At 69.5% G+C, this 12,326-nt stretch carries 11 protein-coding genes; 4 read left to right on the top strand and 7 right to left on the bottom strand.

Annotated features, from left to right (window positions below):
* Positions 1-83: 83 nt before the first annotated feature.
* Together OG285_RS28055 and uvrB are read right to left on the bottom strand one after the other, a co-directional pair.
* The gene (locus tag OG285_RS28055; protein ID WP_356833668.1) at positions 84-650 is read right to left on the bottom strand and encodes a TerD family protein; all 567 of its coding nucleotides are present in this window, start codon (positions 648-650) and stop codon (positions 84-86) included.
* A 144-nt stretch (positions 651-794) separates the two neighbouring features.
* A complete protein-coding gene (uvrB, locus tag OG285_RS28050; protein ID WP_356833414.1) occupies positions 795-2,927 on the bottom strand; it encodes an excinuclease ABC subunit UvrB in 2,133 nt (710 codons plus the stop codon).
* Between the two features lie 84 nt (positions 2,928-3,011).
* Here uvrB and OG285_RS28045 point away from each other — a divergent pair, with 84 nt between their 5' ends.
* Positions 3,012-3,563, top strand: coding sequence for a methylated-DNA--[protein]-cysteine S-methyltransferase (locus tag OG285_RS28045; protein ID WP_371792574.1), 552 nt, complete (start codon positions 3,012-3,014; stop codon positions 3,561-3,563).
* A 132-nt stretch (positions 3,564-3,695) separates the two neighbouring features.
* On the opposite strand, the gene OG285_RS28040 is transcribed toward OG285_RS28045, so the two are convergent.
* Entirely contained in the window at positions 3,696-4,058 is a 363-nt protein-coding gene (locus OG285_RS28040; protein WP_371792573.1) for a cupin domain-containing protein, read from the bottom strand.
* A complete protein-coding gene (locus tag OG285_RS28035) occupies positions 4,045-4,575 on the bottom strand; it encodes a hypothetical protein (protein WP_371792572.1) in 531 nt (176 codons plus the stop codon). Before OG285_RS28035 ends, OG285_RS28040 begins: the two co-directional genes overlap by 14 nt.
* On the opposite strand from OG285_RS28035, the gene OG285_RS28030 reads away from it, so the two are divergent.
* Positions 4,510-5,958 carry a WGR domain-containing protein gene (locus OG285_RS28030; RefSeq protein WP_371792571.1) on the top strand — a complete coding sequence of 483 codons (1,449 nt, stop codon included), beginning with the start codon at positions 4,510-4,512 and terminating at the stop codon, positions 5,956-5,958. The genes OG285_RS28035 and OG285_RS28030 overlap by 66 nt on opposite strands.
* Positions 5,959-5,976: 18 nt before the next feature.
* Here OG285_RS28030 and OG285_RS28025 read toward each other — a convergent pair whose 3' ends face one another.
* Positions 5,977-6,618 carry a uridine kinase gene (locus tag OG285_RS28025; protein ID WP_356833406.1) on the bottom strand — a complete coding sequence of 214 codons (642 nt, stop codon included), beginning with the start codon at positions 6,616-6,618 and terminating at the stop codon, positions 5,977-5,979.
* A 39-nt stretch (positions 6,619-6,657) separates the two neighbouring features.
* Here OG285_RS28025 and OG285_RS28020 point away from each other — a divergent pair, with 39 nt between their 5' ends.
* Positions 6,658-7,029, top strand: a complete 372-nt coding sequence (locus OG285_RS28020; RefSeq protein WP_371792570.1) for a nuclear transport factor 2 family protein — start codon at positions 6,658-6,660, stop codon at positions 7,027-7,029.
* Positions 7,030-7,432: 403 nt separating this feature from the next.
* Here OG285_RS28020 and OG285_RS28015 read toward each other — a convergent pair whose 3' ends face one another.
* On the bottom strand, positions 7,433-8,176 hold the full coding sequence (locus OG285_RS28015) for a hypothetical protein (protein WP_371792569.1): 744 nt from the start codon (positions 8,174-8,176) through the stop codon (positions 7,433-7,435).
* Positions 8,177-8,352: 176 nt separating this feature from the next.
* Between OG285_RS28015 and OG285_RS28010 the strand changes: the two genes are divergently transcribed.
* Positions 8,353-10,056 carry a translation initiation factor 2 gene (locus OG285_RS28010; protein WP_371792568.1) on the top strand — a complete coding sequence of 568 codons (1,704 nt, stop codon included), beginning with the start codon at positions 8,353-8,355 and terminating at the stop codon, positions 10,054-10,056.
* Between the two features lie 84 nt (positions 10,057-10,140).
* On the opposite strand, the gene OG285_RS28005 is transcribed toward OG285_RS28010, so the two are convergent.
* Entirely contained in the window at positions 10,141-12,276 is a 2,136-nt protein-coding gene (locus tag OG285_RS28005; protein WP_371792567.1) for a hypothetical protein, read from the bottom strand.
* Positions 12,277-12,326 lie beyond the last annotated feature (50 nt).

The raw sequence follows: 12,326 nt of genomic DNA, 5'->3' as shown, positions 1-12,326 counted from the left end.
GTTCCCGGCAGCATCGCGCCGCCGGGAACTGTTCGCGCACTCTTCGAGGGCGCCGGGTGGTGACCAGGCCCTGTCCGGGTTGACTACAGGTGCGGCAGGATCGCCGGCATCAGGTCCTGGAACGTGCGGCCGTTGGCAGGGTTGCCGATGGCCGTCATCTGCCAGCCGCCGCCCGAACGGTGCACCTTTGCCATGATCTGGGCCGTGAACTGGCCTCCGCCGTCGAGCGTGTAACGGGCGAGCTCTTCACCGTTGGTCTCGTCGACGATGCGGCAGAAGGCGTTCTGCACCTCCTGGAACGTCTGGCCGGTGAAGGAGTTCACCGTGAAGACGATCTGGTCGATGTGGACGGGGACCCGCGCGAGGTCGACAAGGATCGCCTCGTCGTCGCCACCCTGACCCGCGCCGCCGACCAGGTTGTCACCGGTGTGCTGCACCGAGCCGTCGTCGCTGACGAGGTGGCGGAAGAACACCACGTCCACCGGCTGCTTGTCGGCGAACAGCACCGCCGACGCGTCGAGGTCGATCTCCCGGGTGCGGGAGCCGAACAGCCCACGGCGCGGCGCCGCCTGCCAGCCGAGCCCCATCCGCACCGCGGTCAGGGTGCCCCCGTCGTTCTTCTGCAGGCTGATGGCCTGCCCCTTGGTCAGATTGACGCCAGGGCCTTTGGCAAAATTGGCCGTCACGCGCTGTCCCTTCTTCCTGTTTCCCCACGTTTTCCCCGCACCCTACGCAGTCGCGCGGACGCCGCAGGAGGGCCAGGGCTTTTTTGTGTCGTTCTTGCAACAACAGGGTCAGGCCAGCCCGCCCTCCTTCATCTGGCGCAGCTCCTTCTTCATCTCACCGACTTCGTCACGGAGCCGGGCGGCCACCTCGAACTGCAGGTCCGCGGCGGCGGCGCGCATCCGCTCGGTCATCTCCTCGATGATTCCGGCCAGTTCCTCGGCGGGGCGGTCGGTCGGGACCGCCCTCCCCGTCTTCGCACCCTTGCCGCCCTTCGCGGCCGCACCGCCGAGCGCGGGCACCGGAGCCTTCGGCTGCTTCCCGTCCTTCGGCTTGCGGTAGCCCGTGCCGAGCAGCTGCTCGGTGTCGACCTCCTCGCGAGCGATCGTCGCGACGATGTCGTTGATCTTCTTGCGCAGCGGCTGCGGGTCGAGCCCGCGCTCCTTGTTGTACGCGACCTGCTTCTCGCGGCGGCGGTTGGTCTCCTCGATGGCCTTCTCCATCGCCGGAGTGACCCGGTCCGCGTACATGTGGACCTGCCCGGAGACGTTGCGCGCCGCGCGGCCGATCGTCTGGATCAGCGACGTGCCCGACCGGAGGAAGCCTTCCTTGTCGGCGTCGAGGATGGCGACCAGCGACACCTCGGGCAGGTCGAGCCCCTCACGCAGCAGGTTGATGCCGACCAGTACGTCGTACTCCCCGGCCCGCAGCTCGCGGAGCAGCTCGATACGGCGCAGCGTGTCCACGTCGCTGTGTAGATAGCGCACCTGGATGCCCAGGTTGAGGAAGTAGTCGGTCAGGTCCTCGGCCATCTTCTTGGTGAGGGTGGTGACCAGGACCCGCTCGTCCTTCTCCGTACGCATACGGATCTCGTGGACCAGGTCGTCGATCTGGCCCTCGGTGGGCTTGACGACGACCTCGGGGTCGACCAGCCCGGTGGGGCGGATGATCTGCTCCACGAAGCCGTCGCCCCGGGAGAGTTCGTATTTGCCCGGTGTGGCGGAGAGGTAGACGGTCTGGCCGATCCGCTTCTGGAACTCCTCCCACTTCAGCGGCCTGTTGTCCAGGGCGGAGGGCAGCCGGAAGCCGTGGTCGACCAGGGTGCGCTTACGGGAGGCGTCACCCTCGTACATCGCGCCGATCTGCGGAACGGTGACGTGTGACTCGTCCAGGACGAGGAGGAAGTCCTCGGGGAAGTAGTCGAGGAGGGTGTTGGGCGCCGTGCCGGGGTCGCGGCCGTCGAAGTGCATCGAGTAGTTCTCGACGCCGGAGCAGCTGCCGATCTGGCGCAGCATCTCCAGGTCGTAGGTGGTGCGCATGCGCAGCCGCTGGGACTCCAGCATCTTGCCCTGCTTGTCCAGCTCCGCGAGCCGCTCCTCCAGCTCCTTCTCGATGCCGTTGACCGCCTTCTCCATGCGCTCCGGGCCCGCCACGTAGTGGGTCGCCGGGAAGATGTAGAGGGACTCGTCCTCGCTGATGATCTCGCCGGTGAGCGGGTGCAGCGTCGAGAGCGCCTCGATCTCGTCGCCGAACATCTCGATGCGGACGGCGAGCTCCTCGTACACCGGGAAGATCTCGATGGTGTCGCCGCGGACCCGGAAGGTGCCCCGGGTGAACGCCACGTCATTGCGCGTGTACTGGATGTCGACAAATCGCCGCAGCAGCTCGTCCCGGTCCAGTTCCTGGCCGACCTTGAGGGACACCATCCGGTCCACGTACTCCTGCGGCGTACCGAGGCCGTAGATACAGGAGACCGAGGCGACCACGACCACGTCGCGGCGGGTCAGCAGCGAGTTCGTCGCGGAGTGGCGCAGGCGCTCGACCTCCTCATTGATCGAGGAGTCCTTCTCGATGTACGTATCGGACTGCGGGACGTACGCCTCGGGCTGGTAGTAGTCGTAGTACGAGACGAAGTACTCGACGGCGTTGTTGGGGAGCAGCTCGCGGAACTCGTTCGCCAGCTGGGCGGCGAGTGTCTTGTTCGGCGCCATCACCAGCGTGGGGCGCTGAAGCTTCTCGATCATCCAGGCGGTGGTGGCCGACTTGCCGGTGCCGGTCGCGCCGAGCAGGACGACATCCTTCTCACCTGCACGGATACGCTTGTCGAGCTCTGCGATGGCCGTCGGCTGGTCACCGCTGGGCTGGTAGGGACTGACGACCTCGAAAGGCGCCACCGTGCGTTCGATCTTGGAAACGGGCCGCATGCAACCACCGTACGACCACCCACTGACAACCGGGTCCGTTCGCCGTCCGGCCGGGCTGTCGGTGGGCCGCCGTACGGTGGGGCCGTGGAGAACGGAACGCAGGTCATCGAGATCGAGTGGACCACGGTCGCGAGCGACATCGGTCCGCTGCTGCTGGCCGCGAGCAGCAGAGGGCTGGTCAGCGTGGGCTTCCACGCCGTTCCCGCGGTGCGCCGCAGGGCGCTGGAGCGGCTGGCCGCACGCTTCGCGGCCGCGCCCGTCGAGGCGCCGGAATCGGCGCGGCTGGCCGAGCCCATACGCCAGCTGGCCGCCTATTTCGACGGCGGCCTGCGGAGCTTCACCCTGCCGCTGGACTGGACGCTGACCACCGGGTTCAACCGCCGGGTACTGCGTGAACTGGCGGCCGGCGTGCCGTACGGGTCGGTCGTGGGGTACGGCGACCTGGCCCACCGCGTGGGACAGCCGCGTGCGGCGCAGGCGGTGGGCGTCGCGATGGCGTCGAACCCGCTGCCCGTCGTCGTGCCCTGCCACCGGGTGGTGGAGAGCGACGGCGGCCTGGGCGGATTCGGCGGAGGCCCGGAGACGAAGCGGCAGCTCCTGGCGCTGGAGGGGGTGCTGCCGCAGCCCCTGTTCTGAGCGTTCCCCGTCGGCCCGTGTGGCCCCGGGCCCGGCACTCCCACCCCTCGTGGGGCCACAGCGGCCGACGGGCCCGTGGCCCGGCCTCCGGGACGGGACCTCAGGTCAGCAGTCGCAGGGGCGTCAGATGCCTCAGAGACTGATGTGGTAGGCCTTGCGCAGCGTCTCGTGGACGGTCCAGGTCGTACGGTCGCCCTCCCGCAGCACACACCCGTCGCCGGGGCCGATCCGCAGCGTCTCGCCACCCTCCACCACGACGGTCGCCCGCCCGCTGACGACCACGAACAGTTCGTCGGCCTCCGTGTCGGTCACCACTCCGGGCGTGATCTGCCAGATACCGCGCAGCTGCGTGCCGTCCGCGGACTCCCACAGGACCTTTCCGGTGACCACCGGGTCCCCGGACACGATCTGCCCGGGGTCGAGCGGTTCGGGCTCCAGGTCTGCATCCGGTATGTGCACGGCGAAGGAGGCGGGTGTCTGATCATTTGTCGTCATGGCGGGCAACCTTAGCGACCAGGACGGGCTGGAAGAATCCGGTGTCCACAGGCTCATGCCGGCTGGTCTCCGTGAACCCCGCGGTCGCAGCGAAACCGGCCGCCTCGGCCTGCGTCAGAGCCCAGTGGGTGGCATGCCTGGTACGTGTCACCCACGTACCGTCCCCGGGCAGCAGCTGGAAGTGCTCCAGGTCGTAGCGTTCGCCGTCCGGGTGCCAGTCCCACAGCTGGAAGGTGATGGTGCGGTCTTCTGCCGTCCCGTCCCTGACCTGCGGCGGGGTGGACTGCGGCTGTTCCCGGCGCAGTTGGCCGAAGCGGCGGGTGGACAGCAGGAGCAGCCCGCCGGGCCGCAGGGCCTGACCTGGCGAGCCGAGCCGATTGTCAGTGGTGCCCTCTAGCTTGGAGTCAGTGGAGACCGGCCGGACGGGCCGGTCCTTGGGGAGGGGTGTGCTGTGGCCGCTGGCGGGTCGGGAGAGACGACGTATCTGGAACTGTCCCAGGAGGGCGCCGGAGCGCACAAGTTCTACGAAGTGACCGTCAGCGGGACAGCGGTGTCCGTGCGGTACGGCCGGATCGGCGCGGACGGCCAGCGCCAGGTCTCGGCCTTCCCGACCACTGCCAAGGCGCAGGCGGCCGCGGCGAAGAAGGTCGGAGAGAAGATCCGGAAGGGATACGCGCCCGCGGTGCGGGGGCAGCGGGCGGCCCGGGCGGTGACCCGCCGTCAGGTCACCTCCGCACCCTCGACGGCACGGGCCACCGCGCCCGTCCTCTGGCGCTTCCGTACCGGCACTTCGGCGTTCGGAATCCATATCGACGAGGACCACTGCTGGGTGGGCAATCAGCGCGGCGACGTGTACACGCTGGGCCACGACGGCGAGGTGCTGGCCAGGTTCTCCCTGCCCGACGGGGTCAAGTGCCTGGTTGCCGACGACTTCTGGATCTACGCGGGCTGCGACGACGGCAAGGTGTACGACCTGTCGTCCAAGGTGCCCTTCGCCGCCTACGAGATCGCCGAGGACGTGGACATCTTCTGGCTGGACATCCACGAGGGCGTGCTGAACGTGTCGGACCACAACGGCGGCCTCACGGTCATCGACCACGAGGACGAGTTCCAGTGGTCACGCCGCTCCAAGGGCACCAACGCCTGGATGGTGCGTGCCGACGACCATGCGGTCTACCACGGGCACACGCACGGCGTGACGGCGTACGCGGCGGACGGCAGCGGCGAGTTGTGGCACACGGACACTTTCGGCGGGGTGCTCTTCGGCTGGCAGGAGGAGACGTCGGTGTACGCGGGCACCGGACGTCAGGTCGTGGAGCGGCTCTCCAAGGCGACCGGCCGCAGCGAAGCGCGGTACCAGTGCGACGCGGCCGTGTACTCCTGTGCGACATCCGCCGGCGGAGAGTACGTCTTCGCGGGTGACCTGGCCTCCTCCGTCTACTGCTTCGCCTCGGACGGCACCCGGTTGTGGAAGCTGGGAACGGGCGGCGGTTCGGCGCTGTCCATGCAGTACCACGACGAGAAGCTCTACATCGTCACCACCGACGGCTCACTGGCCTGCATCGACGCCAGTGAGGCGGCGATCACCGCGGCGCAGGGCGGAAGCCTGCCGGTCGCCGTGGATGTCAAGCAGGCCGCGGCCCTGCCCACCTACACGCCGACGGCGGACGTGGCCACGGTGAGCGCGCTTGCCGCGCCGGGCGCCGGGATCGTCGTGGAGTGCGTCCAGGTCGGGGGCCGGCTGCGGGTACAGGTGGTGTCCGACGGCTATGAGCCGACGTGGCACGTGCAGTTCCCCCGGGGGATACGCCAGGCGGGCGCACGTTATGTGGTGGACGCCCTGCACTCCTCGTCGGGTGGTTTCTACCGGGTCCGGGGCGAGATAAAGCGCCTCGTGTAGCAGAGCGCCCGCCTGTTCTCAGACCGGTGGTCCGCTCCAGGCGAGATGGTCCGGATGGTCCGCCCGTACGACAACATCCGCGGTCTCCGCCGGGGCGACCTCCTCCTCGTACCGCTGGAAGGCGGACAGCATCCACTGGTCGTCCGTATCGGTACGGCGCTGGAGTGCGCCCGGCGAAAGCCGCAGATGGACGCTCAGATCGAAGGGAAACCAGTGTCCGAAGAGCAACGGCCCGTGCACGATGAGCACAGCTCCATCCGCCAGTTGCTGATACGGGCTGCGGGTGGCCCGGTCGGTCGACGGGTCCCAGAGGTCGGTCAGTACACGTCCACCGCCACCCGCCTCCAGCGGCCCGAAGACCTCTCGCCAGAGCGCCCCGGTGTCGAACCAACCGCTGTAGTACGCGTCCGGATCACGCTTCCCGTACTCGTACCGCAGTGAGGCCGGACGCAGGAAGCCCTGCGTACTGACGACGTGGACGGACCGGCCGCGGAGCCGCAGCCCCTCGGCGACAGCGGCAGCCAGCTCTCCGGTGGGGGCGGCGGGCGCACCGTCCACCGCGATCTTGGGCCAGGGACCGCCGTCCGCGGCCTTCAGTTCGTCGGCGCTCCGGACCAGAGCGTCGGTCAGCCGTTTCCAGGAGATCGCTTCGAGTCGCACGCGTCCATCATCACCGGACCGGCCTCTACGATCGGCCGCATGGATCTGGAATTCGCGCAGAAGTTCGCCGCGGAGTGGCAGGAGCACTGGAACTCGCACGACCTGGAGCGCGTTCTCGCGCACTACCACGAGGATGTGACCTTCAGTTCACCGATGATCGCGCGCTTCAACGGTGACGCGTCGGGGACCGTTCACGGCAAGGCCGAGCTGCGGGCGTACTGGCGGACGGGGCTCGCCCGTATCCCCGATCTGCACTTCGAGGTCATGGACGTACGGGCGGGGGTGGACTCGCTCGTGATCGACTACCGGAACCAGATCGGAGGGCGGGTCTATGAGGTGCTGACGTTCCGGGACGGTCTGGTGATCGCCGGCTTCGGCGCGTACGGAACGGTGCTTGCTGTCGAAGAGTAGTCGCAGAGTAAGGGGCCGAAGAGTACCGAGGAGCAGGAGCCGTGAACTGCCAAGTGTGCACGGAGGCATGGAGCGGGCCCGAAGGTATGTCCAACCCCCGGGCCCTGATGATGCCGCCCCACTGCACACTCCGGCGCGCTTGAGGACACAGGTCAGCTGTTACGTCGTCGCGCTCTGCCATTGAGCTACCGCCCCACGGAAGAGGGGCGGGCCGGGGTCGAACCGGCAACCGACGACCAAGCCCGTGCCCGGTCGGACCGGAGATGAGCGGCGAATGCTGAGTCTGGAGCGAGAGTCTGAGATGGAACGCGGCTCATGCCGCTTCATCACGACGAACTTCAGTTTCAGCTTGCGCTCCTCGCGCACCCCGGGCCGCACTGAAGCGGCCGGGGAGTCTCTGACGCTACCCCTGCCCGCCCCCGAAGAGATAGCCGAATACCGCATCGCCCACGTGCTCGTCGGTGACGTCGGCGCTGTTGGCGTCCTCTCGTGCGAACTTCACCGCCTGCTGCAGCTTCTCGATCCTGCCCACCAGCTCATTGACCCGGCGGGCAGGCAGCGCACCGGAGAACTTCACCGTGGTCCAGTAGCCGACCGGCACATCCTCGTAATACACCTCGACCTGCGCCGGATGGTTTTCGGTCGCCTCGGCCTTGACGTGATTTCGGGGCACCTTCCTCGTACGGACCGTGCGCACCGGCTCGGTCTTCCACGCGTCCGTCGAGGGATCCTGCACCCAGAATTCGGATGCGTCCAGAATCGGCAGCTTCCGTGCGAAGGTATGGAGGTCGGTGAGCTGTTTCTCCAGGAAAAGCAGATACGAGACCGGCACGGCGGTGAGCAGCGTACGCCCGTCGACCAACACATCGGCGCGGGCGGAGCAGTTCGCCCAGTCCTTGGTGGCAGTGACATCAAAGAGCCTGGTCAGGGTGGATGCGGTGTCCCGCAGCACATCCTCGGCCTGCACCTGGACCCGCGTGGACTCGGGCGGCAACTGCTCGCCCTCTTCGTCCTTCGGCTGGTAGGTGCGGGAAATCCCCGACAGCAGGACCGGCTTCTGCAGTCCCTGCTGGGACGCGGTGAGGTCCTGGTGGGACCTGGACTTGATTCCCTTTTCGACTGCGATGATCTGATTGAGTTTCGCCACGGATGGAACGTAGCAGCGCCAACTCCCCCGGATCCAGGGATTATTACTGCCATGGTTCAAGGCGCGAGGAACAGAAGCAGCACTCCCGGTAGAATCTCGGCATGCCACTGCCCGAGCCGTCACATACGCAAGAGAATGGCAAAGACGCCATAACCGGCAGTGGGCCATGGACTAGGATGAACGATCCAATAGCGGGCAGCGGGCAGCGGGCAGCGGGCAGCGGGCAGCGGGCAGTTCAGAAGTCGGTCCTCTTCGCTGCGCGTTCGGCCACCGCTCTGCACCGGCTCCTCGACGTGGCGCCGGTCTTCGCCGGCGACGGGCGAATCGGCCACCGCAGGTTCACTCTGGTCCCCGGCTCCGATTTCGGGGTCGACGCACTCGCAGCGATAGAGACCGCGGGTGCGCGCACCGTCCCCTGGGCGGAAGCCCTGCGGCAGCCGTACGACCTGGTGGTCGCCGCCAGCCCCAAGGGCGATCTGCATCTGCTCACCGGGCCGCTCGCCCTGCTCCCGCACGGAGCGGGCTTCAACAAGTCGCTCACCGGAGAAGGCTCCGCCGATGCGGCCTCCGGGCTCGACCCCGTATGGCTGCTGCGCGACGGCCGGCCGCTGGCCGATCTGCACGGGCTCGCCCACCCCGGCCAGATCGCACGGCTCGCGGCCCGCTGCCCGGCGGCGGCAGCCCGCGCGACCGTGGTCGGAGACCCCGTGCTGGACCGCATGCTCGCATCACTGCCGCGCCGTGACGCCTATCGCGCCGCCCTGGGGACCGGAGACCGCAGGCTCATCGCCCTGACCTCGACCTGGGGGCCGGAGTCCCTGCTGGAGCGCCGGCCGGAACTGCCCGCCGAGCTGGCCGCCCACCTCGACTGCGACACCTACCAGTTGGCGCTGATCCTGCATCCCAACGAGCACAGCAGGACGGGCGCGTACGACCTGCGGCAGGCCCTCGCCCCCGCGCTCGCATCAGGAATGCTCCTGGCGCGACCGTACGAAGAGTGGGCCTCGGTCCTCGTGGCGGCCGACGGCGTCATCACCGACCACGGTTCGACGGCACTGTACGCGGCGGCGCTGGGCATCCCGATGGCGGCGGGGTGCGACGGCGGCAGCGAACTGATCCCCGGCACGCCGATGGCCGAACTCCTCTCCCGGGCAACGGTCCTGGACACGGCAGCCGACCTGGAACCGGTGCTGGCAGCCCACTCCCCGCAAGCGGTCCGCGTCCTGGCCGCGCCGGCCTTCGCCGAACGGGGCAGGGCCCTGGACCGGCTGCGCACCGAGCTCTACGCACTGCTGGGCCTCGCTCCCCCGACGGCCGCGATCAACGCCCGCCCCCTTCCGCCGCCCACTCCCGCCCCGAGCACCCCGGCGGCCTTCGCCGTGCGGACGGAGGTCCACGGAGCGGACATCAGCGTCGAGCGCCGCCCCGCCCACACCGAACTCCCGGCCCACCACCTCGCGGTCGAGCCGGAACGCGCCACCGTCCCCCAGTCCCGGAGCGCGGCGCTGTTGTTCCGCCGCCGCACCACCCGGCCGGAGCGGATCGCGCCGCACTCGGTCACCTGGACGGCAGCAGGCTGGACCGCGCGCACGCTCGCCGACCACCCGGGGCGCCGAACGGCCGCGGTCGAACTCTCCGCCTCCCGCTGGCTGCTCCGCAGGGCGCAGATGCCGCTGCTCACCGTCCGCATCGAGGGGTCCCCCGCCGAAGGGACCGTCGTACGGACAGATCCGGCCGCCGTTCTCTCCGGTGTGCACGCCTGGCTGAGCGACAACCCGCACCCCGGCGCTCCGGTCACCCTGCGCTGCCAGGTGGCGGGCCGGACGTACCGCACACACCTGGCTCCCGCCGGTGAGGACGAGGCGGCCTACGAGCTGTAGCCGCCGCCCAGCAGGATCGGGTGGGCGTGCCTTGCCCCGCCGCGCCTGGGCAAGGCAGGGCAGGGCAAGATGAATCCGGCCGGATCAGGACGGGCTGTCGGTGCCGGTGTCCGGAAGGCCACCCTCCCGCTCGCGGATCGCCCGGGCCGACGCCCGGTGCTCCGACGCCGTCCCCTCATCGCCGCAGTCCGCCGCCAGTGAGGCGAGCGCCTCCAGGATCCGCACTTCGTCCCGCCCTGAGCCACGCCCACGAGCCCCGGCCAGGGCGGCTGCGTACAGTTCGGCGGCCTCCTCCCGGCGCGCGAGCCCCTGCAGCACCCGGCCCAGCTCGAAGCCGGTCCGGGCGGTCATTCGTTCGCGCCGTTGCTCCCGGGCCATCCCGTGGGCCTGCGCCAACAGCGTTGCCGCCCTGTCCAGTTCGCCCAGGGCCGCGGCGGCCTGGCCCAGCAGGTGGGTCTGGAGCAGCACTCCGTACGGGTTCTTGATCCGGGTGTGGATCTGCCGGGACTCCTCGAAGTCCGGCACGGCGCCCGCCCAGTCCCCTCGCACGGAACGGACCTTGCCACGGAACTCCAGTGCGGACGGCCACAGTTTCAGCTCGTTGTCGGTCAACTCGCCACCGAGCACCCGGGCGCCGCTCACCGCGAGCCCCACCTCGGTCTCCGCCTCCTCGTACCGCTCCTGTTCCCACAGCGGGCGGGCCAGTTGGCAGCGCATCCGCACCAGGGCGGCGATGTTCCCGGCTCGCTGAGCGGCGTCCCGGCCCGTGCGGAATGCCTCGGTCACCTCGCCGTAGTGCGCGTGATCGAGGAAATGCGTCCACAAGGGTTCGCAGAGAGCCCAGGCCTCCGTGTCCATCCCGTACGTGTAGGCGGCGCGGACGCATCCGTACAGGGCGAGCCGTTCGCTCTCCAGCCACCGCAGAGCGTGCTGCTTGCCCGATCCGAACTCCACATCCGGTGCCCCCTCGATGGCGGGCACCGCGTCGGCGAACTTCATGCGCGGTCCTGCGGCCAGTTCGTCCGCCCGCTGGGCCTGGCGCAGATACCAGCGGACGACCCGCACACGTGCCTCGGCGGCCCCGGCCTCTCCGCCGTCCCGCCGGGCGCAGCGCACCGCGTGGGCCCGGAGCAGATCGTGCATCGCCGGGCGGCCGCCGCGCCCCGGCAGCAGCAGACTGGCGCGCTCCAGCTCCTCCAGGGCGTCCTCAGCGGCATCCGCACCCTCGCCGAACAGCGCGGTGACGGCCTCCGGCGCGAGATACGGGCCGGGGTGCACCGTGAGCAGCCGGTACAGCCGGGCGGCGTCCGGCCCGAGATCCCCGTACGCCGCGTCCCAGACGGCTTCGACCATGGGAAGGCCCCTCTCCGCCAGCTCGTCGGTCAGCTGGGCGACCAGCCGCAGGAGTCTCCTCCTACGGTGCTTGCGCAGCCACTCACCCGCGACCTCCAGCGCGGCGGGCAGGCCCCCGCACGCCCGGGCCAGGGCCTCGGCAGCCGCCGGCTCGGTGGAGAAGCGCGGGTCGTCGGCGATTCCGCGCAGCAGCTGTACGGCGTGCTCGTCGCCGAGCGGCCCGAGGGGGATCTCCAGGTCGGCGCCGCCCTTCAGGTCGTCCAGCCGGCCCTGGCTGATGGCGATCACGACGGAGTCCGCCGATGCGGGCATCAGCTGATCGAGTTCCAGCCCGAACCGGACGTTGTCCACCACCAGGACCAGGCGTCTGCCCTGGGTGCGGGCCCAGTACTGACTGCGGCGCCCCGCGTACGCCGGCTCCACCCAGTCCGGCCGCACCCCGAGCGAGCGGAGCAGTTCCCCCAGCACCTCCGCCGTGTCGACGCCTCCGTCCCTGCGGTGGTCGTCGAGGTCGACGAACCTCAGGGCATCAGGGAATTCCTCCGCCAGCCCCCGCGCGAGCCGCACTCCGAGCGCCGTCTTGCCGACACCGCGCAGCCCGCGGACCGCTACGACGAGCGGCCGCTCCGCAGTGACCCTGCGGGCCTCTGCGCCTGCCTCTCTGCGCTCGTGAACCGCCCTGATCACAGAGGCCTGTTCGTCGTCCCGGTTGACGAAGTGGCCGGCGCCGGGCGGAAGCTGGAACGCGGCGATCTCAGGACCCGTATCCGCACTCTCATGAAAGTGGACCTCCCCCATACTTCCGGCCTGAACGACCGTCCTCACGTCGGCCTGCCCGCTCACGCTGTTCCGCGTCTCTTCGACCACGTATCAACTGTATGCAGAGCCACAGACATTGGGGCCCCTCGCGAGGGGAA

Origin of the sequence: Streptomyces sp. NBC_01471, from assembly GCF_041438865.1 — a bacterium.
Lineage (GTDB): Bacteria > Actinomycetota > Actinomycetes > Streptomycetales > Streptomycetaceae > Streptomyces.
The sequence above is the reverse complement of the archived record's forward strand: the minus strand, read 5'-3'. Positions and strand labels throughout refer to the sequence as shown.